29 protein-coding genes, 1 tRNA gene, 1 other RNA gene, 1 pseudogene and 1 riboswitch are annotated in these 26,224 nt (G+C 73.2%); of the genes and pseudogenes, 7 read left to right on the top strand and 25 right to left on the bottom strand.

From position 1 onward, the window contains the following. Nucleotides 1-50 precede the first annotated feature (50 nt). From AB0I29_RS11520 to AB0I29_RS11500, 5 genes and pseudogenes are all read right to left on the bottom strand, one after another. Nucleotides 51-1,487: a serine hydrolase domain-containing protein gene (locus AB0I29_RS11520; protein ID WP_357481625.1), complete on the bottom strand. Its 1,437-nt coding sequence runs from the start codon at nt 1,485-1,487 to the stop codon at nt 51-53. A 90-nt stretch (nt 1,488-1,577) separates the two neighbouring features. Then, nucleotides 1,578-2,179: pseudogene (locus AB0I29_RS11515) on the bottom strand (nucleotidyltransferase domain-containing protein). Nucleotides 2,180-2,228: 49 nt separating this feature from the next. Beyond that, on the bottom strand, nt 2,229-2,816 hold the full coding sequence (locus tag AB0I29_RS11510; RefSeq protein WP_357481623.1) for an NADAR family protein: 588 nt from the start codon (nt 2,814-2,816) through the stop codon (nt 2,229-2,231). Nucleotides 2,817-2,855: 39 nt separating this feature from the next. Then, complete coding sequence (locus tag AB0I29_RS11505) at nt 2,856-3,248, bottom strand: VOC family protein (protein ID WP_285107991.1); 393 nt, start codon at nt 3,246-3,248, stop codon at nt 2,856-2,858. Then, entirely contained in the window at nt 3,245-3,709 is a 465-nt protein-coding gene (locus AB0I29_RS11500; protein ID WP_357481620.1) for a MarR family transcriptional regulator, read from the bottom strand. Before AB0I29_RS11500 ends, AB0I29_RS11505 begins: the two co-directional genes overlap by 4 nt. A gap of 77 nt (nt 3,710-3,786) precedes the next feature. Between AB0I29_RS11500 and AB0I29_RS11495 the strand changes: the two genes are divergently transcribed. After that, entirely contained in the window at nt 3,787-3,963 is a 177-nt protein-coding gene (locus AB0I29_RS11495) for a hypothetical protein (RefSeq protein ID WP_285107989.1), read from the top strand. A gap of 7 nt (nt 3,964-3,970) precedes the next feature. Here AB0I29_RS11495 and AB0I29_RS11490 read toward each other — a convergent pair whose 3' ends face one another. The 7 genes from AB0I29_RS11490 to ffs form a co-directional block, all read right to left on the bottom strand. Continuing rightward, nucleotides 3,971-4,387: an NUDIX domain-containing protein gene (locus AB0I29_RS11490; protein WP_357481617.1), complete on the bottom strand. Its 417-nt coding sequence runs from the start codon at nt 4,385-4,387 to the stop codon at nt 3,971-3,973. Further along, nucleotides 4,384-7,044 (bottom strand): DNA polymerase III subunit gamma and tau, encoded by a 2,661-nt coding sequence (locus tag AB0I29_RS11485; RefSeq protein WP_357481615.1) that lies wholly within the window; start codon nt 7,042-7,044, stop codon nt 4,384-4,386. The genes AB0I29_RS11490 and AB0I29_RS11485 overlap by 4 nt, the downstream gene beginning before the upstream one ends. 72 nt (nt 7,045-7,116) lie before the next feature. After that, entirely contained in the window at nt 7,117-7,446 is a 330-nt protein-coding gene (locus AB0I29_RS11480) for a hypothetical protein (RefSeq protein ID WP_285107933.1), read from the bottom strand. 18 nt (nt 7,447-7,464) lie between these two features. Continuing rightward, nucleotides 7,465-8,127 carry an ABC transporter permease subunit gene (locus AB0I29_RS11475; protein ID WP_285107931.1) on the bottom strand — a complete coding sequence of 221 codons (663 nt, stop codon included), beginning with the start codon at nt 8,125-8,127 and terminating at the stop codon, nt 7,465-7,467. Continuing rightward, nucleotides 8,124-9,176, bottom strand: a complete 1,053-nt coding sequence (locus tag AB0I29_RS11470) for an ATP-binding cassette domain-containing protein (RefSeq protein ID WP_285107930.1) — start codon at nt 9,174-9,176, stop codon at nt 8,124-8,126. Before AB0I29_RS11470 ends, AB0I29_RS11475 begins: the two co-directional genes overlap by 4 nt. After that, the gene (locus AB0I29_RS11465) at nt 9,176-10,063 is read right to left on the bottom strand and encodes a MetQ/NlpA family ABC transporter substrate-binding protein (RefSeq protein WP_285107929.1); all 888 of its coding nucleotides are present in this window, start codon (nt 10,061-10,063) and stop codon (nt 9,176-9,178) included. The genes AB0I29_RS11470 and AB0I29_RS11465 overlap by 1 nt, the downstream gene beginning before the upstream one ends. Nucleotides 10,064-10,443: 380 nt before the next feature. Beyond that, nucleotides 10,444-10,540: signal recognition particle sRNA small type (ffs, locus tag AB0I29_RS11460), an RNA gene on the bottom strand. A 175-nt stretch (nt 10,541-10,715) separates the two neighbouring features. Between ffs and AB0I29_RS11455 the strand changes: the two genes are divergently transcribed. Then, a tRNA-Ser gene (locus AB0I29_RS11455) sits at nt 10,716-10,800 on the top strand. Nucleotides 10,801-10,847: 47 nt separating this feature from the next. On the opposite strand, the gene AB0I29_RS11450 is transcribed toward AB0I29_RS11455, so the two are convergent. Further along, nucleotides 10,848-11,294, bottom strand: a complete 447-nt coding sequence (locus tag AB0I29_RS11450) for a MarR family transcriptional regulator (RefSeq protein WP_357481610.1) — start codon at nt 11,292-11,294, stop codon at nt 10,848-10,850. Nucleotides 11,295-11,369: 75 nt separating this feature from the next. On the opposite strand from AB0I29_RS11450, the gene AB0I29_RS11445 reads away from it, so the two are divergent. Then, complete coding sequence (locus AB0I29_RS11445) at nt 11,370-12,218, top strand: SDR family NAD(P)-dependent oxidoreductase (RefSeq protein WP_357481607.1); 849 nt, start codon at nt 11,370-11,372, stop codon at nt 12,216-12,218. 33 nt (nt 12,219-12,251) lie between these two features. Here the strand turns inward: AB0I29_RS11445 and AB0I29_RS11440 are convergent, their stop codons facing one another. The 12 genes from AB0I29_RS11440 to AB0I29_RS11385 all read right to left on the bottom strand — a co-directional run bounded on the left by AB0I29_RS11440 (nt 12,252) and on the right by AB0I29_RS11385 (nt 22,964). Further along, nucleotides 12,252-13,001 (bottom strand): TetR/AcrR family transcriptional regulator, encoded by a 750-nt coding sequence (locus tag AB0I29_RS11440; protein ID WP_357481605.1) that lies wholly within the window; start codon nt 12,999-13,001, stop codon nt 12,252-12,254. Between the two features lie 84 nt (nt 13,002-13,085). Then, the gene (locus tag AB0I29_RS11435; RefSeq protein WP_357481603.1) at nt 13,086-13,814 is read right to left on the bottom strand and encodes a YcnI family protein; all 729 of its coding nucleotides are present in this window, start codon (nt 13,812-13,814) and stop codon (nt 13,086-13,088) included. A 66-nt stretch (nt 13,815-13,880) separates the two neighbouring features. Continuing rightward, nucleotides 13,881-14,504 carry a hypothetical protein gene (locus tag AB0I29_RS11430; RefSeq protein WP_357481601.1) on the bottom strand — a complete coding sequence of 208 codons (624 nt, stop codon included), beginning with the start codon at nt 14,502-14,504 and terminating at the stop codon, nt 13,881-13,883. A 10-nt stretch (nt 14,505-14,514) separates the two neighbouring features. Beyond that, complete coding sequence (locus AB0I29_RS11425; protein ID WP_285107918.1) at nt 14,515-15,177, bottom strand: LytR C-terminal domain-containing protein; 663 nt, start codon at nt 15,175-15,177, stop codon at nt 14,515-14,517. A 19-nt stretch (nt 15,178-15,196) separates the two neighbouring features. Beyond that, nucleotides 15,197-15,493, bottom strand: coding sequence for a type II toxin-antitoxin system VapB family antitoxin (locus tag AB0I29_RS11420; RefSeq protein ID WP_285107916.1), 297 nt, complete (start codon nt 15,491-15,493; stop codon nt 15,197-15,199). Between the two features lie 136 nt (nt 15,494-15,629). Continuing rightward, nucleotides 15,630-17,300, bottom strand: a complete 1,671-nt coding sequence (locus tag AB0I29_RS11415; RefSeq protein ID WP_285107914.1) for a hypothetical protein — start codon at nt 17,298-17,300, stop codon at nt 15,630-15,632. Further along, nucleotides 17,297-18,280, bottom strand: coding sequence for an ABC transporter ATP-binding protein (locus tag AB0I29_RS11410; protein ID WP_357481598.1), 984 nt, complete (start codon nt 18,278-18,280; stop codon nt 17,297-17,299). Before AB0I29_RS11410 ends, AB0I29_RS11415 begins: the two co-directional genes overlap by 4 nt. Nucleotides 18,281-18,344: 64 nt before the next feature. Next, the gene (locus tag AB0I29_RS11405; protein WP_285107910.1) at nt 18,345-19,040 is read right to left on the bottom strand and encodes a TetR family transcriptional regulator; all 696 of its coding nucleotides are present in this window, start codon (nt 19,038-19,040) and stop codon (nt 18,345-18,347) included. Between the two features lie 40 nt (nt 19,041-19,080). Further along, on the bottom strand, nt 19,081-20,343 hold the full coding sequence (locus AB0I29_RS11400) for a solute carrier family 23 protein (RefSeq protein ID WP_285107908.1): 1,263 nt from the start codon (nt 20,341-20,343) through the stop codon (nt 19,081-19,083). A 66-nt stretch (nt 20,344-20,409) separates the two neighbouring features. Further along, nucleotides 20,410-21,270, bottom strand: coding sequence for an alpha/beta hydrolase (locus AB0I29_RS11395; protein ID WP_357481595.1), 861 nt, complete (start codon nt 21,268-21,270; stop codon nt 20,410-20,412). Nucleotides 21,271-21,396: 126 nt separating this feature from the next. Then, nucleotides 21,397-22,326 carry an LLM class F420-dependent oxidoreductase gene (locus AB0I29_RS11390; protein ID WP_285107904.1) on the bottom strand — a complete coding sequence of 310 codons (930 nt, stop codon included), beginning with the start codon at nt 22,324-22,326 and terminating at the stop codon, nt 21,397-21,399. 20 nt (nt 22,327-22,346) lie between these two features. Continuing rightward, nucleotides 22,347-22,964 (bottom strand): disulfide bond formation protein DsbA, encoded by a 618-nt coding sequence (locus AB0I29_RS11385; RefSeq protein WP_357481592.1) that lies wholly within the window; start codon nt 22,962-22,964, stop codon nt 22,347-22,349. A gap of 23 nt (nt 22,965-22,987) precedes the next feature. Between AB0I29_RS11385 and AB0I29_RS11380 the strand changes: the two genes are divergently transcribed. The 4 genes from AB0I29_RS11380 (at nt 22,988) to AB0I29_RS11365 (ending at nt 26,206) form a co-directional block, all read left to right on the top strand. Next, a complete protein-coding gene (locus tag AB0I29_RS11380; RefSeq protein ID WP_285107900.1) occupies nt 22,988-23,245 on the top strand; it encodes a hypothetical protein in 258 nt (85 codons plus the stop codon). 10 nt (nt 23,246-23,255) lie between these two features. Continuing rightward, nucleotides 23,256-24,005, top strand: a complete 750-nt coding sequence (locus AB0I29_RS11375) for a TetR/AcrR family transcriptional regulator (protein ID WP_285107898.1) — start codon at nt 23,256-23,258, stop codon at nt 24,003-24,005. Between the two features lie 93 nt (nt 24,006-24,098). Then, a riboswitch (FMN riboswitch) is annotated at nt 24,099-24,235 on the top strand. A 113-nt stretch (nt 24,236-24,348) separates the two neighbouring features. Next, on the top strand, nt 24,349-25,035 hold the full coding sequence (pnuC, locus tag AB0I29_RS11370; protein ID WP_285107896.1) for a nicotinamide riboside transporter PnuC: 687 nt from the start codon (nt 24,349-24,351) through the stop codon (nt 25,033-25,035). A 19-nt stretch (nt 25,036-25,054) separates the two neighbouring features. Beyond that, nucleotides 25,055-26,206: a Gfo/Idh/MocA family oxidoreductase gene (locus AB0I29_RS11365; RefSeq protein ID WP_357481589.1), complete on the top strand. Its 1,152-nt coding sequence runs from the start codon at nt 25,055-25,057 to the stop codon at nt 26,204-26,206. Nucleotides 26,207-26,224 lie beyond the last annotated feature (18 nt).

Here is a 26,224-nt window from a genome sequence, read left to right as displayed (position 1 = left end):
GTCGACCCCGGGGATGAACCAGGCGTACGACCAGGGGATGACGCCGCAGGTCAGTCCCGGCGCGCCCGGCCCTTCACGCGCAGCAGCTCCCGCTCGCCGAAGGCGACGTTCTGGTCGATCGTCACCGCCACGTCGTCGCCCGCGAACCGCAGCTCCAGGCGCCACTCGAACGGCGTGCCGAGGAACACCAGACGACCGCGCAGCGTGGACTCATCGGTCCAGGCGGCCGCGGTCGCGACGTCGGCCGGGGCGCCCCTGAACGGCCAGCTCCCCGGGACCCACTCCCCGTGCCCGAACCGCAGGACCCGGTCGGGCCCGGCGGTGGGCGTGAACGTCACCTCGGTGCGGCCGTCCGCGGCGCGGCCCACGGCCAGCGCGCCGACGTCCCGCTGGTTCTCCTCCAGCTCGAAGGTCACGCCGCGCAGCGCCTCCTCCAGCGGGGACGACGCCGCGCCGGCCGGCGTCGGCAGGGCCTGCTCGAACGGGACCGCCTCCGCGCCCGGCACCGCCTGACCCGGGGCGACCCAGGCGCCGTCGGGCAGCAGGGTGTCCCAGACCACGTCCAGCACGGACTGCAGGTCCGAGAGGCCCGAGGTCATGGTGAGCACCAGGTCCTTCTCCGGCCAGACGACGATGTACTGCCCGAACGCGCCGTCGGCCCGGTAGGCGCCGTGGCGGCACTGCCAGAACTGGTAGCCGTAGCCCTGGTTCCAGTCGGGCCAGTCGTGCGGGCCGTTCGGGACCTGCGCGGCCGTCGCCGCCGCCACCCACTCCGCGGGGACGAGCTGCTGCCCCTGCCAGACGCCGCCCTGCAGGTAGAGCTGCCCGAACGCCGCCATCTCCTCGGTGGTGACCGACAGCCCGAACCCGCCCACGTCGATGCCGTCGGGGTCCTGCTCCCACGTGGCGTGCGTGATGCCGAGCGGCGCAAGGAGGCGGGGCGTCAGGTAGTCGAGCAGGCGCTGCCCGGTGAGCCGGTGCAGGATCGCCGACAGCAGGTAGGTCGCGCCCGTGTTGTAGACGAAGCGCGTGCCCGGCTCGTGCTCCACGGGCTGGGCCAGGATCGCGCGCGCCCAGCCGGCGCCCGGCAGGGAGATCGTGCGGTCGATGCCCTCCATCGTCGAGGCGCTGTGGCCCGTCGTCATGGTCAGCAGGTCGCGCACGCGCATGGCACCGAGGTGCGGGCCCGGGTCGGCGGGGGCGTCGTCCGGCAGGAGGTCGACGACCCGGTCGTCCAGGGTCAGGAGGCCCTCGTGGACCGCGATGCCGACCGCCGTGGACGTGAAGCTCTTGCTCACCGAGAACATGACGTGCGGGCGGGCGGCCGTGTGCGGGTGCCACCAGGCCTCGCCGACCACGCTGCCGTGGTGCAGCACCATGACGCTGTGCACGTCCTCCAGGGCGTCCAGGCGGTCGACCAGACGGCGCAGCGCCGCGGGGTCGAGCCCCTCGGCCTCGGGGGTGGACCGGGGCAGGATCCGCGACATGCTGGAGCACGTCCTTTCGCTCGGCGACGCGACATTGTCGCGGACCGGGCGCGACGACGGAAGGCCGGGCCCGGCATGCGATACGGCCGGCTACCCGACGGGCTGGGGAACGCCGCCGACCAGCCGGCGGAACACGTCGTCCGCGAGCGACCAGGCGTGGTCGCGGGTGCCGCCCGTCCGCAGCGGTCCCGGCGCAGACAGGGCCGCCTCCGCCCGGCGCAGCTCCGCCTCGACGGCCGCGCGGACGTCGTCGGGCACGGAGGAGCCCGCGACGAGCGCCGGCAGGTCCATCGGCGGCGTCGCCGCGCCCTCCCGCACGCGCATCCAGCGCAGCGTGACCGCCGGCCGCAGGGCGTAGAGGAACTTCTTGGCCGCCCCGGTCGACTCGTACAGACCCAGGCTGTTCCTGCCGACGTGCAGGTAGTGGTTCGTCAGGGTGCTTTTCGCACGTCCCAGCCGTTGACGTCGAAGACCTTGTCCAGCGGCGTCTCGATCACGTCCCGGCGTGCGCGCAGGCCCAGGTAGTCGTGGGCGCGGCGCACGTAGATGAACCGGCAGTCGTGGTCCGAGTCCGGCGACGGGAACCCCCAGGCGCGGCTGCCGCTCTCGATCGCCCACAGGACGCTGACGCCGTACTCCTGCTCGACATGGTCCAGGCGCGCGTCGACGGCCCGGACGACGTCCGGGTCCATCGAGTCGGGGATGCTGCGCATCCCCGGACCGTAACGGCCGGACGCCGGCTCAGTCCTGGTCTTTTCGGAGCCGCTCCCGGGCCTCCATCAGGGCGAAGCCCAGCAGGTTGAGGCCCCGCCATGCCGCCGGGTTCTCCGCGTCCTCGTTCTGGGCACCCATCCCGATGCCCCAGACGCGGTCGCGCGGGCTCGCCTCCACGAGCACCCGGGAGCCGGTTCGCACCAGGTACTGGCGCAGGTCCGGGTGGGCGGCGAACTTGTGCTCGTTGCCGCGCACCACGATCTCGAAGCACTCGCGCACCCACACGGCGTCGTCGAAGTCGCGGACCGTGCGCCCGGCGGCCTTCGCGAGCGCGGGGTTGGGCGCGTCGACGGCCGCGCGCTCCGCCTCCGGGTCGCCGAACAGGCGGGCCTTCTGCGCCATCATCCAGTGCTCGGCGGTGCGGTACCGGACACCGTCGACCTCGAACGCCGCCTCGAACCACTGGCTCAGGCTGCCCCTGCTGACGCTCCCGTCCGGCTCGGGCCGGTGCCCCCAGAAGTGCAGGTACTTCGGTGTGGCGCCGGCCTCGACGAGCATGCGGAGCTCGTCGACGGTGCGGGCCGATGCGGGCCGGAGCGTCGTGGTGTCGGGCATGCCGGGAAGTGTGCCAGGAGCCACTGACACGCCCGCAGGTCAGCCGGCGACGACCTCGACCTCGTAGCCGTCCTCGTTCTCCAGGTAGGCCGCGTAGTGGTCGGGGCCGCCGGCGTGGGGATGCCTGTCGGAGAAGAGGAGCGCCCAGCCGTGCGCGGCCGCCTCCTCGACGAGCCGGTCCACCTCGCCGCGGGTGCCGCCGTGGAACGCGAGGTGGTTGAGCCCGGGCGCGAGGCGGTCGTGCGGTCCGGCGCCCTGAGCCGGGCTCTGCTCGACGACGACGTAGGTGCCGTCCAGGATCCAGCTCACCCCGGCGGACCAGCGCTGGTGCTCGGTGTAGCCGAGCGTGGTCAGGAGCCAGCCCCACGACCGTTCGGCGAGGGCGAGGTCCGGGACCCAGAGCTCGACATGGTGCAGGCGTCCACGGGTCACGGGGCGGCCGCCGCGATGACGCGGGTGAGGCTGCGGTGGAGCAGCCCGAGCTCCTCGGCGGACATACCCAGGCGCTCCATGATGGCAGGCGGCACGCGCAAGGCCTGCTCGCGCAGCGCACGCCCATCCTCGGTGAGCTCCACGGCGAGGGCGCGCTCGTCGCGCGGGTCCCGGCGCCGGGTCACGTAACCGATCGCCTCGAGCCGCTTGAGCAGCGGGGACAGGGTGCCGGGGTCGAGCTGCAGCAGCCCGCTGAGCTGCTTGACCGACAGCGGCGACCGCTCCCACAGGGCGAGCATGACCAGGTACTGCGGGTGCGTGATGCCCATCGGTTCGAGCAGCGGCCGGTACAGCGCGATGACGCTGCGCGAGGCGACGGCCAGGGCGAAGCACACCTGACGGTCGAGGGCCAGCAGGTCCTCGGGGTCGGGCGCGACGTCGGCGCGGGACGTGACGGTCATGCGGCTCCTCTCGGATCTTGACCAGCGTAACAGTTGGTGTGCAAACTATTGGTACACCAAGCAAATGGAGGCAGCACATGCGCAACCGCGACGGTCTGACCCTGGGCTACCGCGTCCTGTGGCGGCTCAACTGGCTGCTCCTGCACGTGGCGGGACCGGCCGAGCAGTCCGAGGACCGGGACCCCCGCCGTCGGCTGGAGCGCGAACGCGCCGAGCGCGTGGCCCGGTACCGGGCGCAGCAGGCCGAGAGCTGACCGGACCTCAGTGCCCGGCGGCGACCAGCAGGTCGCGCGACAACGGCGCGATCGGGTAGCTCGCCACCGGGTCCGCGGGGTCGATCCACACGAGCTCCTCGAGCTCCGCCCGGACCGCGATCTCCGCGCCGGGCCGGAGGCGTACCCGGTAGGCGTGGGCGTCGACGACGTGGTCGGGCTCGTTCGCGGCGGGCGCCCCGAACCGGCCGAGGCTCTCGATGTCGGCCGGGTCGAGCCGTAGCCCGACCTCCTCCTCGAACTCCCGGACCAGCGCTGCCAGCGGCTCCTCGCCCGGCTCGATCTTGCCGCCCACCTGCATGAACGCCTCGGTGCCCCGCTTCCGGACCAGCAGGTGCCGCCCGTCGGCCCGCTCCACGACAGCCGCGACGATGCGCAGCGTCGTGATCCCGTCGTCCTTGCTCATGCCTGCTCCACGATCTCGTCGATCACCGTTCCGCCCAGCACCTGCACCACGAGCGACACCCCGGCGAGCCCGCCCGAGACGATGTCCGGGTCGTCGTCCGAGGGCTCGTCGTAGTACTCGGACGTGTCGGTCGGCGGCGTCGCCTTCGAACCGGTCGAGCCCGTGCTCCGCGGCTCGGCGGGCGCGCCGTTCGCGACGGCCCGGGCGCGGCGCTCGGCTGCCTGCCGGAGCGCCTCACGCGCACTGACCGCACCCGACATCGGTGGCCCGGCCGGGGGCGGAGCCTGGTCCTCGTAGACCGGCTCGGGCTCCGGCATGTCGTAGTCCGCGGGAGGCTCGGTCGCGCTGGCGCCCGACAGCCAGGCCTGGTCGGCGGCGCTGGCCGCGGACGGCGGTGCGGAGACGGGTCGCGACGGCTCCGGACGACCGGCCTCGGGGCCGGACGGCTCGGGCCGCGACGGCTGGGGGCGCTCGGCGACGGCGACGGCGCCCTGTGCCGGGGCACCGGCCTGGCGTGCGCCGGTGGCCGCGGCGGGGCTGGTGGCCGCGGCAGCGCTCGACGGCGCCGCCGGCGCCGACACCGTGGCGACGCCGCCGCCCGGCGTCGGGACGTCGGGCCAGTCCGGCTCGGGTGCCGCGGCGGGGGCGGCGGCCTCGTGCCGCGGCTCACCCGACGGCGCCGCCTGGCCCGGACCACCGCCCGCCGGGCCGCCGCCGGATGCGCCTCCGCCTCCGGACGGGCCGCCGCCGGGGCCCTCGTCGAGTGTCGCCTCGACCCGGACCCGGATGCCGAGGGTCTGGTAGACCGCCTCCTCGACGGCGCTGGTGTGCCGCGCGTTCGAGAAGGCGCGGGCCAGGCCGGGGGCCGCGAAGCCGAGCTTGAGCGTTCCGCCCTCGAGGGCCGCGACCTGCGCGTTCGGGCCGACGAGCGACCACGTCACGCGCGCGGCGGCGAGTGCGCCGAGCACCTCCTGCCAGCGCCGGCGGACCGTCTCGGTGGTGACCTCGGGATCGGTGCCTGACGGGGTGGGCGTCGCGACGGCGGCCGCTGGGCTCGCGGCCGGGGCCGCCGTCGGCTCCGGCCTCGCCGGCTCCGCCGCGGACGGCTTGGGCTCCGGTGTCGCCTCGGCCGCGGGCTCAGCCGCGGTGGGGCTCGGCGTCGGTTCCGGCGCCGCCTCGACGGCCCGGACCGGGGCCTGCTCGGCGGCCCGGGCCGGGGCCTGCTCGGCGGCCTGGGCCGCCGGCTGCGGCTCGGACGCGGGTGCGCCGCGGCCCGCCGCCTGCGTCGCTGGTGCTCGGCCGGCCGCGGCGGGCTGCTCCCCCCGCTTCTTGCGTGCGTCGAGCACCGCCCGCGCGGCGGCTGCGCCGGCGAGCCCGACCGCCGCCGGGTCCTGGGCCGGGACGGGGCTGCCCGACCCGGCCGCGCCGCCGTCGGCCGCGCCGCCGGAAGCGATCGCCCCACCCGAGCCGGCCGGCGCCGACGCCACGATGCCGCCCCGTTCGAGGCGGTCGATCCGCGCGGCGAGGCCCGCGGCGCCGTCGTCGGCCCCGGGCAGGAGCAGGCGCGCGCACAGGAGCTCCAGGTGCAGGCGCGGCGAGGTGGCGCCGGTCATCTCGGTGAGGGCCACGTTCACGAGGTCGGCCGCCCGGGAGAGCTCGGCCACCCCGAGCCGGCCCGCCTGGGTGCGCATCCGCTCGAGCTGGTCGGAGGGGATGCCGCGCAGCACGGCGTCCGCGGCGTCGCCCGAGACTCCGATGACGATGAGGTCGCGCAGTCGTTCCAGGACGTCCTCGACGAACCGGCGCGGCTCGTGCCCCGTCGCGATGATCTGGTCCACGACCCGGAAGATCGAGCCGCCGTCGCGCGCCGCGAGCGCGTCCACGACGTCGTCCAGCAGGGTGGCGTGGGTGAAGCCGAGCAGGCCGACGGCGAGGTCGTAGTCCACGACGCCGCCCGTGGCACCCGCGATGAGCTGGTCCATCACGGAGAGGGAGTCGCGCACCGAGCCCCCGCCCGCGCGCGTGACGAGCGGCAGCACTCCCCCGCCCACCTCGATGCCCTCGGCTCCGCAGAGCTGCTCCAGGTACGGGGACAGCACGTCCGGCGGCACGAGCCGGAACGGGTAGTGGTGCGTGCGCGAGCGGATGGTGCCGATCACCTTGTCCGGCTCCGTGGTCGCGAAGATGAACTTGATGTGCGGCGGCGGCTCCTCGACGATCTTGAGCAGCGCGTTGAAGCCCTGGGGCGTCACCATGTGCGCCTCGTCCAGGATGAAGATCTTGTACCGGTCGCGGGCCGGGGCGAACGTGGCGCGCTCGCGCAGGTCGCGCGCGTCGTCGACACCGTTGTGCGACGCGGCGTCGATCTCCACCACGTCGAGCGAGCCGGGGCCGCCGCGCGCCAGCTCGACGCACGAGGGGCACTCGCCGCACGGCGTGTCGACGGGGGACTCCGGCGTGTTCTTGGCGCAGTTCAGCGTGCGCGCGAGGATCCGGGCCGACGTCGTCTTGCCGCAGCCACGCGGGCCGCTGAACAGATAGGCGTGGTTCACCCGTCCGCTGCGCAGGGCCTGCATGAGGGGGCCCGTGACGTGGTCCTGGCCGATCACCTCGGCGAACGTCTCGGGCCGGTAGCGGCGGTAGAGGGCGGTGCTCACCCCCGCAACGATAGACGCCACCACCGACACTGACGACGTGGCCGTCCACAGGCGGACGGCCACGTCGTCAGGTCACACCGCGGTGCCGCCGAGGGCCTGCGGCGTGCGCCGCACGCGCGCCCGCATGACCAGGCCGGGGATCCCGGTGCCCAGGAGGACCGGGAAGGCCGCGGCGATCGCGAACCAGAGGAAGATCGCGAGGTACCCGTACGCGGCGGCGTCGGTGCTCGCGTTGGCCAGGCCGAGCAGCACGAAGCTCCCCACGAACGCGACCACCACGAAGGCCAGCACGATCACCGCGATCCAGACGAGGGCTGTGGCCCACTTCCGGTAGGCGGCGCTGACCGGTCGCGGTGCAGGCGGGTGCTGGGCCGGGTACGGGGCTTGCTGCTGGTCCGACATGGGCCACACTCTCCCACGTCAGCGGCGCAGCGCGCGGCGCGCCAGGCCGTTCCCGAGCCACTGCACCGCCTGGACGATCAGCACGATGATCACCACCACGACGGCGGTCACCGCCCAGTCGTACTGCCGGTAGCCCTGGACGATCGCGAAGTCGCCCAGACCGCCCGCGCCCAGGTAGCCGCCGATCGCGGACATGTCGAGCACACCGACGAACAGGAAGGTGTACCCGAGGACCAGCGGCGCGAGCGCCTCGGGGACCAGCACCGTGCGCACGATCCGCAGCGGCGACGCGCCCATGGCCCGCGCCGCCTCGACCACGCCGGGGTCGATCGAGACGAGGTTCTGCTCCACGAGCCGGGCGAAGACGAACGTCGCCATGATGCACATCGCGAACGTGAACGCCTCGATGCCGATCGTCGAGCCGATGACGGCCCGGGTCAGCGGGCCGAGCGCCACGAGGAAGATGATGAACGGGATGGGCCGCACGATGTTCACCGCCAGGTTCAGCACGGCGAACACGAACCGGTGCTGCAGCAGGTTGCCCGGCCGGGTCAGGTACAGCCCGAGCCCGAGCGCCAGCCCGAAGAACCCACCCACCAGCAGGGTGATCAGCACCATGTAGGCCGTCTGGCCCGCGGCCTCCCAGAGCAGCGGCGTCAGCCGCTCCCAGTCCGCGCTCATGCGTCCACCCTCCCGTGGTCGTCCACCCAGGTCACGGCGCGCAGCGCCGCGACGGCGGCCTCCACCGCGCCGCCGTCGCCGACGAGCTCCACCGTCAGCGACCCGTACGGCCGCTCCGCGACCTCGGTGATGCCGCCGAACACGACGGTCCCGTCCACGCCGTGCTCGCGCAGCGTGCGCGTCAGCACCGCCGACGAGCCGGCCACCTCGTCCACGCCCACCGTCACGATGTGCCCGGAGTGGCGTGTCCGCAGCCGTGCCAGCACCTCCGGCGAGGGCCGGTCGCGCAGCGCCGTGGCGACGAACCGCCGCGTGGTGCCGTGCGCGGGCGAGCTGAACACCTGGTAGGCCTCGCCCACCTCGACGACGCGCCCCCGCTCCATCACCGCGACGCGGTGACAGATCGAGCGGACCACGTCCATCTCGTGCGTGATCACGACCACGGTGATCCCGAGCTCACGGTTGACGCGCTGGAGCAGGTCCAGCACGTCACGCGTGGTCTCGGGGTCCAGGGCCGACGTCGCCTCGTCCGCCAGCAGGATGCGCGGGTTCGTGGCGAGCGCCCGGGCAATCCCGACGCGCTGTTTCTGCCCGCCCGACAGCGTGGACGGGTAGACATCCGCCTTGTCCGCCAGGCCGACGAACTCCAGCAGCTCCGCGACCCGCGCGTCGCGCTTCGTGCGCGGCCAGCCGGCGACCTCCAGCGGGTAGGCGACGTTCCCCGCTACCGTCCGGGAGGCCAGCAGGTTGAACTGCTGGAAGACCATCCCGATCCCGGCCCGGACCGGCCGGAGCCGGGCCTCGCTCAGCGAGCCGAGCGAGAGCCCGTCGACCACCACGTCGCCGCCGGTGGTCCGCTCGAGCGCGTTGATCAGCCGGACCAGGGTGGACTTGCCGGCCCCCGACTGCCCGATGACGCCGAAGATCTCGCCCTCGCGGATGTCGAGGGTGACGTCGTCGACGGCGCGCACCTCGGCGCCCTTCCCCCGGCCGGGGAACACCTTGCTGGCGCCCTCGAACCGGATGATGCTGCTGGTCGCCGCAGGCATCAGGAGGCGTCCTCCTGGATGCCGGCCAGGATCTCCTGCAGCTCGGCCGCCGAGTTGTTCTTGATCACGCCGGTGCCGCCGGACGCCTCGATCACGCCCTCCTCGACCTCCGGGGAGTGGTAGATCTCGACGAGCTGCTGGAACACCTCGTTGTCGGCGTCGGCACCACGGGCCACCCACACGTTGATGTACGGCTCGGCGGCGGAGGAGTCCGGGTCGTCCGAGAAGATGGCGTCCTCGGCGGTCAGGTCGGCGTCGCCCACGAAGTCGTTGTTGATGATCGAGGCGTCGACGTCCTGCAGCGCGAGCGCCGTCTGGGCCGCGTCGACCGGGGTCACGGTGACCTTGGACTCGTCCTCCAGCACGTCGGCCGGCGTGGAGAACGCGCTGCCGCCGTCACGCAGGGCGACCAGGCCGGCCTCCTGCAGCACGAGCAGCGCGCGGGCCTGGTTCGTGTCGTCGTTGGGGATGGCGATCTCGCCGCCGTCGGGGATGTCCTCGACGCTGTCGTGCTTCAGCGAGTAGAGACCCAGCGGGTAGACGGCGGTCGCCGCGATCGGCGTGAGGTCCGACCCCGTGGCGGTGTTGTAGTTGGCGAGGAACTGCAGGTGCTGGAACTGGTTCAGGTCCAGGTCCCCGTCGGTCAGGCCCTGGTTGGGCAGCTGGTAGTCGCTGAAGTTCACCAGCTCGACGCTGATGCCCTCCTCCTCGGCCAGGTCGGTGAACGTGGTCCAGTAGTCGTCGCCGGAGTTGACGACGCCGATGCGGACCGGGTCGTCGGCCGAGCCGGTGGCGGGCGCGGCCTCGTCGGCGCCGCCGCAGGCGCTCAGCGCGAGGACGGCGGTGACGGCGAGGCCGGTGGTCAGGACGGAGGTGAAACGAGACATGGGTGGTCCTCTCGGGCGCACGGGCGCAGGTCTGCCTGTGCTCAGGATGCGGGGGGCCTGCGTCAGGCGCAGGCCGAGGGTGTGAGACGACGGCGGGCCACGGCCATCAGCAACGTGGCGAGCTCGGGACGATGCGGGGCGGTCCTGGACGGACCGCGGGAACGTGCGGCGCTGTCAGCGCTCGCGCATTCGCCCGCCACGCACGCGACCGCGACACATGGCGTCGCGACAGGTGCGCGACGTCGTGGTGGAGGTCCAGGTGCGGGTCATACGGACATCGTGCGTCACTGCACGACGTCGAAGCCAATCCCCGCGGGGAAAATCCCATCATGCGGACGATCTGCCGTCCACATCGTGGCGGACCGGCCGGATCGCAGGCGCGAAAGGACCCCTCGCACACCCACCAGAGCTCACTTACCCTTGCTGCCTTCCGGCCCTGGGGGAGTTCGGCGAGATGGTGCCGCACGAGGGGTCTGCCGCTAGCCTAACCGATCCGGACGCTCGGACCGAACCGCGCCGGACCCGCTGTCAGCGACCTCACGATGCCGGCCCTGGATTCCGATTCGTTGTCCGAGCGCAGCGTCCGGTATCCTCGTCAGGCCGCGCCAGACTCCGGTCCGTGGTCGTGCGCCCGCCGTTGTGCGGCGCACGAGGAGGATTCGCCTAGTGGCCTATGGCGCACGCTTGGAAAGCGTGTTGGGTTAACGCCCTCGGGGGTTCGAATCCCCCATCCTCCGCAGTCCGATGACGCGAGACATCACCGATGTCTCGCGTCATCGCCGTTTCACGGCCCTTCCACGACCCGTGCCGTGGCGTCGTCGAGGACGGCGAGCACCTCGCCCAGGGCCGCCAGCCGGTCCGGGCCGAGGTCACCGAAGATCTGCCGCAGGATCTCGTCGCCCGCGGCCTCACCGACGGCGAGCGCCCGGGCGCCCTCCTCGGTCACCGTCACCACCTTCGCGCGCAGGTCCGCCGGATCCGCCGCGCGCCGGACGAGGCCGTCCCGCTCCATGACCTCGACGGCCTGGGTGATCGAGCGAGCCGCGTACCCGAGCTCCACGGCCAGCCGCGCCTGCCTGATCGGGCCGCTGCGGGCCAGCACCTGGAGGATCTTCGTCTGCGCCAGCGACACGCCGCCCCGGGCCAGGTGCTCGTCGACCGTCCGCCGCAGCCGGGCCGACGTCGTCAGGTAGCGCAGGCCGATCTCCCCCGCGCCAGGGCTGTCGCCCATGCTCGCTCCCTTGATTTCGTGAGGTACCTCAGTATCGTGCATCATTGAGGTACCTCACGATAAGGGAGATCCCTCATGACCACAGCCGTCATCACCGGAGCGACGCACGGGCTCGGCCGGCTCGTCGCGCTCGACCTCGCCCGACAGGGCCTGGACCTGGGGATCGTCGCCCGCAGCGCCGCCCGGGCGGACGCGCTGCGCGCCGAGATCGCGCACGTCGCCCCGGCCACCGTCGTCGACGTCTTCGTGGCCGACCTCTCCTCCGTGGACGAGGTGCGCCGGCTGGGCCGGGCCGTCGAAGCCCGCTACGACCGGATCGACGCCCTCGTCAACAACGCCGGGCTGCACGCGTTCAGCCGGCGCCTCACCGTGGACGGCCTCGACGAGATGACCGCGGTGAACTACGTCGCGCCCTGGCTCCTCACGAACACGCTGCTCGACAGGCTCGTCGCGTCCGCTCCGGCCCGCGTGGTCACCGTCGCGTCCGAGGCGGCGCGGCACTCCGGCGGCATCGATCCGGCCCATGACCTCACCCTCACGGCTCCGTACGGCCGGCGCGCGTCGGCCGCGCGCTACGGACGGACCAAGCTGATGGACATCATGTTCAGCCAGGAGCTGGCGCGCCGGCTCGCGGGCACGGGCGTCACGGCCAACTGCTGCGACCCGGGGTTCAACACCACCGGGCTCGGGCGCGAGCTCCCGTTCGCCGGGGTTCTGGAGAAGGTCCTGCACCGCCTGCGGATCGGCGACCCCGCGCGCGGGGCCGGGATCATCACGCGACTGGTGACCGATCCGGAGCTCGCGACCCGGACGGGCGGCTACTTCTCCGTGCGGGACGCCAGGCCGCTGCGGTGCCCGGAGCCGGGCCGCGACGCGGACGTCCAGCACGAGCTGTGGGAGGCGACCGAGCGGCTGCTCACCTGACCCGGCCGTACGAGCCTCGCGGGGGCGAGGAGCTCAGGGCTCGACGAGCCGCACCCGGGGGCTGGGCTCGAGCCCCAGCGACGCCAGGAGACCGCGCATCATGTCGTCGAACATCGCGTCGAAGTTGCCGAACGCGTAGTCGAGCTGGTCGTACGCCACCATGCACAGCAGACCGTAGACCTGGCGCCAGAACACCATGATCGTGTGGACCACGCCCACGGGGACCTCCTCGGCCACGCCCGGGCAGTCCTGCGTGAGGACCGCCCGGTACGTGTCGAGCTCCGGCGCCAGGCCGGGGGCGACGTCGGCGTCCGCCGGGAAGGGAGCGCCCTGCCGCCACAGGGCGGCGAAGGTCGGCACGAACACGGAACCGAGCCGGTGCACGAAGTGCGGCCGGGCCGCACCGGAGACCCCGACGGCATGCTGCGCGTCGGCGCCGAGCAGGAGGTCGAACTCGTTCCGGTGGGCCCTGCACCACACGAACAGCGCGTGCGTCGCGGCGTGGAGTCGCGCGGCGTGGTCGTCGTCCGGCTGACGCCCGACCGCGGCCTCCAGGTAGGCGATGAGCTCGTCCAGCGTGTCCTCGTAGACGGCGGCGAGCAGCCCGGGGCGCCCCTCGAAGTACCGGTACATCCCCGGGCCGGCGATCCCGACCTCCTTGGCGACCGCGACCATCGTCACGCCGTCCACGCCGTGCTCGGCGAGGAGCCGGCGGCCGGCGGCACGCGCGTCACGCAACAGCTCGGCACGTAGTCGCTGCCTGCGCGTCGGGGTGGCGGTCACGGTCGTCCTCCGATGCTGCTCACGCGCCCGTCGTCCGGCGCGTGAGCTCCAGTCTCGCACGCGGGACCGTCACCCCGACGGCCGTCAGGCGCGGCGGCGGGTGACCAGCGCGACGCCGATCCCCACGGCGCCGACCAGGATCCCGGCCCCGCCGAGCCAGCGGCCCACGGGGTCGACGGCGGGCTCGTCGGCGGCGGCAGCGGCGCCGTCCGCGCCCGCCGCGGCGGTGTCCGTGTGGCCGGCCGTGGCGCCGTGCCCGCCGCCCTCGGCGGCGGTGGTCGTGAACACGGGGGCGGGGGCCTCCGGCTCCTTGCCGTCGTCACCGACCAGGTCGTCCCAGTCGACGACGCTGCCGTCGGTGTACGTCTGGTGGGCGGGGAGCACCACCTCGGTGCCCTCCGCGGGCAGCGCCCCGACGCGCACGGCGAACTCCTGGTACTCGTGCGGCGGCACCTCGTGGCCCTTCTGGGCCGTCCAGGTCACGCGCGCGGGGGCCTCGTCGACGGTCGCACCCTCGACCTCGAACGGCTCGTCGAGCTTCTCCACCTCCACCTCGACGTCCCAGCCGGGCAGGCTGCGCGGCGTGACGCTGAGGAACGGGGTGTCCGTGGGCAGGTCGACGACGAGCTGCTCCGTCGACGCGTTGTCCGACTCGGTCGGCACCCGGAACGTGAGGCTCGCGTAGCTCTCGGCGGCGGTCGTGTCCGGACTCACACCGACGTGCGCGTACGCCACGGTGGGCAGCAGCACGAGGACGGCGGTGGCGGGGACGGCCGCGAGGGCGCGGCGGGTGGGCAGGCTGAAGCGAGTCATGTGCTCGGTCCTTCGGTACGGGGTGGGTGGGAGGGCGTGCGGCGACCCGCCTCCCGCCCGACTCCGTCAGGCCGCGAGGCGCATCACCAGGGCCGACGACGGCGGCCCCCGCTCCGGCGCCACGTGCACGTCCACCCGGCCAGGTACCGTGCGGAGCACCGCCGGCACGGGGGCGCGCCGCACCGCCGGGAGCCGCAGCGGCTCCGCGGCGAGCGGCCGCACCAGCCACGACGCGAGCAGCCAGACGCCACGCTCGACGCCCACGAGGAGGCCGACGGAGACGAGGGTCGCCACCACGTGCCACGCGAGCATCCCGGGGGCGATCGCCGCCGGCTCGGCGGCCCCGACGCACGACCCGTACACCCCGGGGACGGCGCCGGCCAGGTGCGCGTGCGCGGCCCCGCCGTCGGGCAGCGCGGACGGCGGGCAGGCGCCGGCGAGGTACGAGAACGCCTGGTGCGAGGCGTACTGGCCGAGGCCCGCCAGGGCCAGGCCGCCCGGCCAGCGGATCTGCCGCCGGACGGCGAACGCGGCGGCCGCGAGCAGCAGGGCGCCCAGCAGGGCGATCGCCTCGGCCGGCGGGACGTGACCACCCGCCTCGACGTGCGCGGTCAGGGAGAGCGCCAGCACGACCGCCGCCCACAGGAGCGCGCGGCCGAGGCCCACTGCTCCCGAGGACGGCGTCAGCACGGCACAGACCCTACTTGGCGGGCTGGCCCTCGTCGCCGGTCTTGGTGCGCTTGACCTGCTCCACGGGCTCGATCGACTTCGCCGGCACGCAGCCCTCGGCGTTCAGCAGCGGCTGGTCGGACGCCAGCTCGACGTCCTCGGCGTCGAGGGGCGCCTCGAACTCCTCGCCGATGAGCAGGTCGATCTTGCGGTCGGTGCGGTCGTCGAGGACCAGTCGGATCTCGGGGAACTGCGCGGCGAGCGTGTACGCCTGCACGATGCCCTTGCGGCCGAACCGGATCTCCGACTCCTGGAGCTGCATCGGCACGTTGCCCTTGGCCACGATGCTGAACCCGCGGTCCGCGAGCACCGACTCGTGCGCGCTGGCCAGGCCGATCTCCTCCGACGCGTTCAGCAGGCGGACCTCGACGTCCGAGTAGGCGGTCGGCAGGGCGCCGTCGGGCTGGCCCTTCACCGGCGGCAGGCACGGGACGGGATAGGTCTCCTGCTCCCCCACGCCGACCGTGGTGAAGGGGCGGTTGAACGGCGAGCTGATGGCGCCGGAGTAGACCGCGAGCGCAAAGATGCCGCAGACCGCCAGGAACGCGATGAGCACACCGAAGACCACGGCCTGGCGCTCGTGCTCTCGGCGCCGGCGCTCCACGCGCGCCTGGTCGTACCCGGGGGATGTCACGCGATGAACCTACCTGAGGTCAGCGGATGGTGAGCACGCGAGCGTGCAGGACTGGACGTTGCTGGAGGGCGGCGCGCACGGCGCGGTGCAGGCCGTCCTCCAGGTAGAGCGTGCCCTCGTACTCCACGACGTGGGCGAACAGGTCGCCGTAGAACGTGGAGTCCTCCGCGAGGAGCTGGTCGAGGTCGAGGGTGCGCTTGGTGGTCACCAGCTCGTCGAGCCGCACCTGGCGGGGCGGCACGTCGACCCAGTCACGGGTGCGCGTCCGCCCGTGCTCGGGGTACGGGCGGCCGTCTCCTACGGCCTTGAAGATCATCGGTCCGTCCTCACTGGACTCGGCGGGGGCACGGTCCGGGAGCGGCTGTGCGAACCTGCCTGCTGACACCGGACGGCGCCCTGAACCCTACCGGAACGCGGATGCCGAGAACAGTTGGCGCCCAGCCCGGCGGCGGTCAGACGACCGGCACGTCGCGGCGCCGGAATCCGGCGAACGCGAGCGTGAGCAGGGCGAACGCGATCAGCAGCAACCAGCCCAGCGGAGCCCAGTCCACGTCGGCCCACGCCACTGCCGGCACGGCCGGGGCGTGTGCGAACGGCGACAGGTCGACGACGGCGTCCGGCAGGTCGAGCAGGCTGCCGAGCAGCGTCACCAGGAAGCTCGCCGCGATGACGGCCCACCCCAGACCCACCAGCCGAGGGAACCAGCCGAACAACGCCGACGTGAGTCCGATCACGACCAGCACGGCCGGCACGTGCACCACGGCCGCGCCGAGGCCGTCGCCGAGCGACTCGCCCCACCCGGTGTCGGACGCCAGGGCGTTGCCCGCCCCGAGGGCGAGCCCCGCCACGCCGAGCAGCAGGATCGCCCCGCCGACCGCCCCGGCCAGCCAGGCAGCGAGGTATCCGGACCGGGACGTACGGGTGGCGAGCACCGCCTCGGTGCGCCCCAGTGCCTCCTCCCCGCGGATGTCCTGGACCACCGTGACGCCGTAGCCGGCACCCGCGTAGGCCGTCCAGGACATGATGAGCGCGGCGAAGCCCGCGGCGATGTCGGAACCCCGGACGCCCATGGCGGCGACGTACTCGGCGAACTGCTCGTTCTCGGTCACCAGGTTCCCGGCGGTCGCCATGAGGTACCCGACGAAGAACATGTAGACGCCGATCGAGACCGCCCAGATGACGAACGAGGAGCGGGTGAGCCGTGCCATGAGCGCCACTGTCGAGGTGAGCGACGTGGAGTGCGCCGGCCCGCGCCGTTCCGCGATCAGGCCCGCGCCCAGGTCGCGGTGCAGCGTGAGCCAGCCGGCGGCCACCCCGCCCACGACGAACAGCGCGGCGCACAGCAGGAACGGCCCGTGGTCGTTCGCGCCGTAGGGGTCGATCTGCTGCGCCCAGCCGACCGGGGAGACCCAGTGGAGCCAGCCCAGCTCGTCCGGGTCGACGTCGGCCCCACCGCGCAGCAGGTAGCCGCCGATGACGATCCACACGCCGATCGCGTTGGCCGCGCGGGACGACGACGCGACCTGCGCCGCCACCGCCGCGAGACCGGACGCCGCCAGGCCGATCGCGGCGACCTGCGCGCCGAGGGCCACAGCGCCGGCGGACGGCCCCTCCGGCCACACCACCGCGGTGGTCAGCGCGCCCGAGACGATCGAGAAGAGCACGCCGACGACCAGGCCGGTGACGAGCGGCGCCAGCGATCCGACCCGGGCGGCCCGCACGAGCTCCAGCCGGCCGAGCTGCTCCTCCTTGCGGGTGTGCCGCACCACCGCCATGGCGGCGAGCACGCCGAAGACGGCGACCATGAAGATGCCGACGCGCCACGAGACGGTCGACGCGATCGACCCCGTGTTCTCGTAGGGCCCGAGCAGCACCAGGAACGCCGGGTTGGTCACCAGGGTGGCCTGGATCGTGTCGCGCTGCTCCTGGGTCCCGTACAGCTCGGACACGGAGCTCAGGGTGCTGACGAACAGCAGCACGCACACGAGGATCTGCGCGGGCAGGAGCACGCGGTCGCGGCGCAGCGCGAGCCGCAGCAGGTCTCCCGTGCCCGCGAACGCGCCCCGCAGCGCGAGCGCGGGACGCTCCAGGACCGGGACGGCCGGCAGCGTCGTCGCGCTCATCGCCGGCCCGCCTTCAGGGAGCCGCCGTCGGCGGGCGCGTCCTCGAGCCGCTCGAGCTCGTCGCCGTACTGCCGCAGGAACAGCTCCTCCAGCGACGGCGGCTCGATGGTCAGGCCGTGCGGCTCCAGGCTCGCCAGGGCCTGGGTGACCCGGGGCAGAGCGTCGTCGTCCACGTGGAACGCGATGCGGGACGACGCCGCCCCCGACGCCGCAGCGCCGCCGCCGTCGCTCACGACGAGGTCGTGCACGCCCGCGACCGAGTCCAGCACGGTGACGTCCCCGCTGACCACGGCCGAGACCTTGGACCGCGTGAGGTGGCGCAGCTCGGCGAGCGTGCCGGACTGCACGTCCTTGCCGTTGCGGATGATCGTCACGGTGTCGCACAACGCCTCGACCTCGCCGAGGATGTGGCTCGAGAGCAGCACCGAGGTGCCCGTGGCCGTCGCCTCACGGATGGAGTCCTGGAACACCGCCTCCATGAGGGGGTCCAGACCCGAGGTGGGCTCGTCGAGCACCAGCAGCTCCGCGTCGGCGCTCAGCGCCGCGACCAGGGCGACCTTCTGCCGGTTGCCCTTCGAGTAGGTGCCGGCCCGCTTGGTGGGGTCCAGCTCGAAACGCTGGAGCATGCGCTCCTTGCGCGCCCGGTCGACCTCGACCCCGCGGAGCCGGAGGAGGAGGTCGATCGCCTCGCCACCGGTCAGCTTGGGCCAGAGCGTGACGTCGCCCGGCACGTACGCGAGGCGCCCGTGCAGGTCGACGGCCTGGGCGAACGGGTCGCCGCCGAGCAGGCTGGCCCGTCCGGAGTCGGGCCGGAGCAGGCCGAGCAGCACGCGGATGGTGGTGGACTTGCCCGCCCCGTTGGGGCCGAGGAATCCCGCGACCTCTCCCGGGCGGACGATCAGGTTCAGGCCGTCGAGCGCCTTCACGGCGCCGAACGACTTGTGCAGGTCGTGGATCTCGATCGCGGGTGTTGCGGTCATGGCTGGTTCGCTCTCTGACGTCGGGAGGGGGACGTGGCAGGGCGGCGCTCGACCGGCGGTCCGGTCAACCTGGGGCAGGCGTGGGCGCCACCTCGTCCGACGGAGGCGGGTCGGGAACGTACAGGAGGTACTCGTCGAGCATGCGGCGGGACGTGAGGAACCCCTCGGTGAACAGCTCCATCATGGGGAGGTAGCTGCTCGTGAGGTAGCCGCGGACGATGCCCACCAGGTCGGCGGGGTCGGACGGCGGGCTGAGCGTCACCTCGAGCAGCAGCGCGCCGAGGGACGAGAGCGTGAGGTACCGGGCCCGGGCGGCGTCGTCCCGGCTCGGCACGATCACGCCGGCAGCGACCCCGTCCCGGATGTAGCCGACGGAGTCGGTGACCATGTGGTCGATGAACTCGCGGGCCAGGGGGCTGCCGTCCTGCATGGACCGCAGGATGTAGCCGACCAGCGGCGCGTTCTCGTCGACGGCCGCGAACCGGTGGAAGAAGCTCTGGCCGGACGCGACGATCTCGACGTTCTCCTGCTTGAGCCGGCGGATCGTGGCCAGCACCTGCGCGTCGCACTCGGCGCGGAGCTTGTCCTTGGAGCCGAAGTGGTGCATCACCAGGCCGGCGCTCACCCCGGCGTCGGCCGCGACGGCCCGGACGGGCGCGCCGAAGCCCTCCACCGCGAACCGGCGGATCGCGGCATCGCGGATCCGGGCGCGGGCGGTGAGGTCCTCCGGACCGGCTGGTCCGGAGTGGGCTGAACGCATGTTCAATATGCTAACCACGCGTTCAGCCCACTGTCCAGGGTCAGCCCTCCGCGGTGCCGCGCCAGCGGCCGATCGCGCGCATGACGTGGTAGATGACCAGGGCCGATGCGGTGCCGAGTGCGATGCCGCCGAACTGCAGGTCGCCGGCCGTCCACGTGAAGTCGGCGATGCCGATGACGAGCGGCACGGCCGCCGTGGTCAGGTTCACCGGGTCGGAGAAGTTGACGTTCGCCTGCACCCAGATGCGGGCACCGAGGATGCCGATCATCCCGTAGAGCATGGTCGTCACACCGCCGAGCACGCCGTCCGGCACGGTGGCGATCAGCGCGCCGAACTTCGGCGAGAGGCTGAGGAGCAGCGCGCCGAACGCGGCCACCCAGTACGCCGCCGTGGAGTACACGCGGGAGGCGGCCATCACGCCGATGTTCTCCGCGTACGTGGTGGTGCCGGAGCCGCCGCCGAGGCCGGCGAGGGTGGTCGCCACGCCGTCGGCCAGGAGGGCGCGGCCGGTGAGCCGGTCGTAGTCCCGGCCCGTCATCGCGGCCACCGACTTCACGTGGCCCACGTTCTCCGCGATGAGCACCAGGACCACCGGGAGGAACAGCCCGAGCACGCTCGGGTCGAACGACGGCGCGGTGAAGTGCGGCAGGCCGAGCCAGCCGGCCGCCTCGACCTTCTCGAAGCTGACCTCGCCGCGGGCCGCGGCGAAGGCGTAGCCGATCACCACGCCGAGCAGGATCGCCAGGCGGCCGACGATGCCCCGGAACAGCACCTGGATCAGGATGATCGAGGCGAGGGTCACCACCGCCGTGACCGGGAACTTCTGGAAGTTGCTCCAGGCCACCGGCGCCAGGTTGAGCCCGATGAGCGCCACGATCACACCGGTCACGACCGGCGGCATGGCGATCTGGATCCAGCGCGGCCCGGCGAAGTGCACCACCACGCCGACGAGGGCCAGGAGCAGGCCGGTGGCGAGGATGCCGCCGATCGCCACGGACTGCCCGCCCGACGCCGTGGCCGCGGTGATCGGCGCGATGAACGCGAAGCTCGACCCCAGGTAGCTCGGGAGCTTGTTGCCCGTGACGAGCAGGAAGGTGATGGTGCCGATCGCCGAGAAGAACAGCGTGGTCGCCGGGTCGAAGTCGGTGAGGACCGGCACCAGGAAGGTGGCGCCGAACATCGCGACGATGTGCTGCAGGCCGATCCCGATGGTCCGTGGCCAGCTCAGCCGCTCGTGCGGGGCCACCACCTCTCCGGGTGCGATGCGGGCACCGTCACCGTGCAGCTTCCAGCCGAGTCGCATTGTGTTGTCCTTGATCTCGCAACGGGATTGTCGCGCGGATCCTATAGGTCAACAGGTGCGGCCGGGTCAGCAGGTGCCGCGGTACTCGCTGATCTGCTCGTCCGTCTCCGGCGCGGGGCAGAGGAACCGGGCGTAGCGCGCGTCGTCGTCCACGTAAAGCTTGAGCCACGAGATGCTGTACCTGGCGATGGTCGGGTCGGGGAAGTTCGGCGCGTCGTGCCTCGCGCCGCGCAGCTCGAGGTAGGCCTTGTCGCCACCGGCCGGGAGCGACTCGTACATCGGCTCGGCGTGCAGGCGCACCCGGGCGACCGTGTCACGCTCGGCCCCGACCACCAGGGTCGGTGCGCTGACCTCGGGAAACGTCTTGTCCACGTTCCACGGCGTGAGCGGCACGACCGCCCGCAGCCCGGGCCGGTCCTTGGCCGCCTCCAGGCTGCCGCCGCCGCCCATCGAGTGGCCCATCACCGCCAGGCGGGCGGGGTCGATCCGGTCCGCCACCGCGGTGTCCCGCAGCTGGTCCAGCGCGGCGAGGAGCTGGTCGCCGCGGCTGGCGGGCGAGTCGCCGCCGGTGAACGTGTCGATGGTCACGACCACGAAGCCCTGCGAGGCCAGCCGCGGGCCGAGCCACGCGATGCTCGCCTGCGTGCCCGTGTAGCCCGGCGAGACGGCGACCGCGCCGAACGTGCCCTCGGAGGTGTCGGTCGGGTAGTAGACCGTGCCGCCGCCGAACCCGACGGCGGTGGCCCGGGAGATGACGGCGACGCCGACGTCGAACGCGCCCAGCGGCGCCTCGACGCTCGCCTCGGTCGGATCCGGACCCCGCTGGAAGCCGCCGCCGGCAGCGGCGGCCGGCCCGACGACGAACGTTCCGGCGACGAGCGCCGTCGCTGCCAGAGAAGCACGGGCAACACGAGAAAAGCTCTGCATGACTTCTCCTGGGTGCGTCGCGGGGAGCGGCTGAGACGACCCTAGGGAACATTCACCGCGACGGCCTGCGGAAGCGAACGGGCCGCCCCGCGGTGGCGGGGCGGCCCGGGAGCCAGCGGGGACGCGTCAGCCGAGCTGCGGGCGCACCTCGCGCGCCACCAGGTCGAGGTGGTCGAGGTCCGCCAGGTCGAGCACCTGCAGGTAGACGCGCTGGACGCCCTCTGCCTCCAGGGCCTTGAGCCGGTCCGCGGCCTCGGCGACGGTGCCGGCGATGCCGTGCTCGCGCAGCTCGCCGGGCTCGCGCCCGATCGCGGCGGCGCGGCGGGTGAACTCGGCCTCGTCCTGGCCGATCGCGGCGACGAGCGCGACCGACTGGACGATCGAGCCGGGCGCGCGCCCGGCGTCGGACAGCGCCTTCTCGACCACCTTGATCCGCGGGCCGATCGCGTCGATCTCCGGGAAGGACTGGTTGTACTCGTCGCCGTACCGCGCCGCCAGCGCGGGCGTGCGGCGCGGGCCGCCGCCCCCGACGAGCACGGGGATCTTCGCCTGCGCGGGCTTGGGCAGCGCCGGCGAGTCGGTGACCTGGTAGTGCTCGCCGGAGAAGGAGAACTTCTCGCCCACGGGCGTGCCCCACAGCCCGGTGACGACGGCGAGCTGCTCCTCGAGGATGCCGAACCGCTTCTCGGGGAACGGGATCCCGTACGCGGCATGCTCGGCAGCGAACCAGCCGGTGCCGAGGCCCAGCTCCACGCGGCCGCCGGACATCTGGTCCACCTGCGCCACCTGGATGGCCAGCACGCCGGGGTGCCGGAACGTCGCCGAGGAGACGAGCGTGCCGAGCCGCACCGTGGACGTCTCGCGGGCGAGCCCGGCGAGCGTGATCCAGGAGTCGGTGGGGCCGGGCAGGCCGTCGCGGTCCCCCATGGCGAGGTAGTGGTCGGAGCGGAAGAACGCGCTGAACCCGAGCCGCTCGGTCGCCCGGGCGACGGCGAGCTGGTCGTCGTAGGAGGCGCCCTGCTGGGGCTCGATGAAGATGCGCAGGTCGAGAGTCATGTTTCCTCTGGTGCCGTCGGTCAGTCGAACTGAGGGTCGGTGGTGCGCGACCGCTTGATCTCGTAGAAGTACGGGTAGCGCGCCAGCGCCACCGAGGCGTCGAACAGCGCGCCCGCCTCCTCGCCGCGCGGGATGCGCGTGAGCACGGGGCCGAAGAACGCGACGCCGTCGACGTGGAGGGTGGGCGTGCCGACGTCGTCCCCGACGGGCTTCATGCCGGCCTCGTGGGAGGCCGCGAGCTCCTCGTCGTAGTCCTCCGACACCCCGGCCCGCGCGAGCTCCGCGGGCAGGCCGGCCTCGGCGAGCGCCACGACGGCCACGGCGTCGAAGTCCTTGTCCTGCTGGTTGTGGATGCGCGTGCCGGCGGCGGTGTAGAAGGCCGAGAAGGCCTCGGGGCCGTGGTCGGTCTGGACGGCCGCCGCGACGCGGCCGATCCCGCGGGAGCGCTCGATGCGCGCCCGGTAGTCGTCGGGGATGTCCCGGTCCTTGTTGAGCAGGTAGAGGCTCATCAGCTTGAAGGTGAGCTCGACGTCGCGGATCTGGGCCACCTCGAGGGCCCAGCGCGACGTGATCCAGGCGAAGGGGCAGAGGGGGTCGACGTAGACGTCGACGACGGGACGGGCTGCGGTCTCGGTCACGCGCAGCAGACTACGCTCACTGCGTGACCGGGATCCGATGGGGAAGTCTCGCCACCGTCGTGGGTGGCGGGGTGATCTTTCTGGTGTGTCTGGTGGGTGTGATCCTCGGTCATCCGTGGTCCGCGGTACCCGGTGTTCTCGGCCTGCTGATGGCCGTGCGCGAGGTGCGCTACCTGCGCAGACTGCAGTCAGGGAAGATCTCCGGCAAACGGGAAAATTCGCATCATGAACCGCATTCTTCGCTCAAAGACTCTTCACGGCGCCCGGGGGACACGCGGTAACCTGCCTGGCATGACCGCCGTCCGTACCCACACGCACGCGCAGGCAGTCGACGCCGCGGTGGACCTGTTCACCCGACAGGGGTACGAGGGAACCACCGTCGAGGAGATCGCCGACGCCGCCAAGGTGAGTCGTGCGACGTTCTTCCGCCGGTTCCGCTCGAAGGAGGACGTGGTCTTCGCGGACCACGAGCTGCTGCTCGAGGAGGTGGTGGTCATGCTGGCCGCGACCCGCCCCGACGCGCGGGCGAGCGAGGAGTCCGGCCACGACCTGGGCCGGGGCTGGGACCCCGACGTCGACCCGTACCTCGAGGTGTGCCGTGCGGCGCGCATGGTGTTCGACCACCACGTGGGCCAGCGCGAGACCTCGCTGGCCCGGTACGCCCTGCTGCAGCAGGTCCCGGCCCTGCGCGACCGCGAGCTCATCACCACGCACCGCTACGAACGGGCGTTCACGCACTACCTGCGCGACACCCTGCCGCCTGAGCGCTCCGCCTCCACGGCGTCGATCGCGTTCGCGGCCTCGGTGGTCGCGGTGCACAACGCGATCCTGCGGCGCTGGCTGCGCACACCGTCGCTCGAGCTGCGGCCCGAGCTGGAGGAGGCCTTCGCCGACCTGCGGCGCGCCGCCGTGCTCGGCACGGCCGCCAGCCCCCTGGCCGACGACGGCACCCCGGTCACCCGCCGCGTCGTCGTCACCGTCGTCGAGGGGGTGGCCGGTCCCGACGAGGTGGCCCGCGCCGTCCGGGACGCGCTCGTCTGACACCCGGCGGCCGTCCGAGGCCTGCGGTGCTTCCGGCCGGGAATGCCGCCGTGGCATCCTGTGTTCCGCTAGAGATCGTGCAGCAGCAGTTGCACACGTGCTCCGGGGTCGGTGAAATTCCGAGCCGGCGGTGACAGTCCGCGACCCGGGTCGCTCCTTCGGGAGAACCCGGTTGACCTGGTGGAACTCCAGGACCGACGGTGAAAGTCCGGATGGGAGGAAGCACGTGCGGCGCGCGCCGTCGACCCCTCGGGGTCCCGGCACCGCACCGTCGTCGGCGCCGTCGTGGCGCGCCGGCCCTCACCCCGGAGTCCCCGTGTGCGGACCTGGAGAGGGAAGAGAAATGGACTGGTTCCGCGCCGCCTATGACGCGACATTCCTGGTCGGCGACCAGCAGATCTACTGGCGCGAGGTCATCGGCAACCTGTTCGGCCTGACCTCCGCGCTCGGCGGCCTGCGCCGCAAGGTGTGGGCGTGGCCGGTGGGCATCGTCGGCAACATCCTGCTCTTCACCGTCTTCATGGGCTCCTGGTTCGGCGAGACGGGGCGGGCCGACATGCTGGGCCAGGCCGCCCGGCAGATCATGTTCATCGCGGTCTCGATCTACGGCTGGTACCGCTGGCGGCAGACCCAGCGGGCCGGCGGCGCCGGCACGGTCGCGGTGCACCCGCGCTGGGCCTCGTGGCGGGTCCGCATCGGCCTCGTGACCGGCATGCTCGCCGGGACCCTGCTCCTGACCCCCCTCTTCCGCGCCCTCGGCTCGTTCGAGCCGGTCTGGGCCGACGCCTGGATCTTCACGGGCTCCGTGCTCGCCACCTACGGCATGGCCAAGGGCTGGGTCGAGTTCTGGCTGATCTGGGTGGCCGTCGACCTCGTGGGCGTCCCGCTGCTGTTCTCCGCCGGGTACTGGGCCACCGCGCTGATGTACGTGATCTACGGGGCGTTCACGCTGTTCGGCTTCTTCGCGTGGTGGCGCATCAGCCGCCGGGAGAACGCCGGGCCGGACCGCACGGCGGTCGCGACGGCCTGATCGCGTACCGTCGGCGCTCGTGAACGCACAGGAGCGCACGGCCAGGATCGGGATCGTCGGCTCGGGCTTTCGCGCCCGCACCATGCTGCGGGTGCTGCACGCCCTGCCGGACCGCTTCGAGGTGGCCGGGGTCGCCACCCGCAACGCGGCGGACCGCGAGGGGCTGGCGAGCCGCGGCCTGCCCGCCGCCGGGCTGCCGGGGCTGCCCGCCCCGGCCTTCGCCTCGGTGCCGGAGCTGCTCGACGGCGGCGCCCCGGACCTGGTGCTGCTGACGCTCCCCGCGGGCGCGGCCCAGCCGGTGATCCGCGACCTGGCCGCCGCCGGGGTACCCGTGCTCACGGAGACGCCGGCGGCCGGCACGGTCGAGGAGCTGGCCGCGCTGCAGCGGCTCGTGGACGACGGCGCCTGCGTGCACGTGGCCGAGCAGTACCACCTGGAGCCGCTGATCGAGGCGCAGCTCGCGGTCGCGGCGTCCGGCCTGCTGGGCACCGTGACGGACGCGCACGTCGCCGTCGCGCACGACTACCACGGCATCAGCGTGCTGCGCCGCGCCCTGGGCGCCGGCTTCGAGGACGTCGAGATCACCGCCCGGCGCGACGCCCGCCGGGTGCTGCCGAGCCCCAGCCGGGCGGACGACCCCGACGACCTCACCCTCGTCGACACCGTGCACGCGACCGCGTGGCTGGACTTCGGCGACCGCCTCGGCACCTACGAGTTCGACGACGTCCAGTACCGCTCCTGGGTCCGCTCCCCCGCCCTGCTGGTCCGCGGCGAACGGGGTGAGCTGCGCGACGACGTCGTGCGCACGATCGGTACCGACGGACAGCCCCTGCGCTCCACGCTGGAGCGGGTGGCCGCGGGCGGCGCCGGCAGCCACGAGGGCCTGTTCCTGCGCGGGTACACGCTCGACGGCGAGTGGGCGTACCGCAACGCGTTCCGCCCGGCCCGCCTGCCCGACGACGAGCTGTCGATCGCGCGCATCGTGGCCGACATGGCCGACCACGTGCTGCACGGGGCGACGCCGCCGTACTCCGTGGCCGAGGCGGCGCAGGACCAGTACCTCCAGCTCGAGGTGCGGCGCGCCGCGGCGTCGGGCGAACGGGTGCGGACCCGGCCGCAGCCGTGGGCGCGCGGGCACACCTGCCGCCACACCGAGGCGTCGATCGGGTGAGACGTAGTATCGCTTGAC

Source organism: Promicromonospora sp. NPDC050262, from assembly GCF_040655935.1.
GTDB lineage: Bacteria > Actinomycetota > Actinomycetes > Actinomycetales > Cellulomonadaceae > Promicromonospora.
Note: the sequence above shows the minus strand (reverse complement) of the source record. Positions and strands in the feature narration are given on the sequence as shown.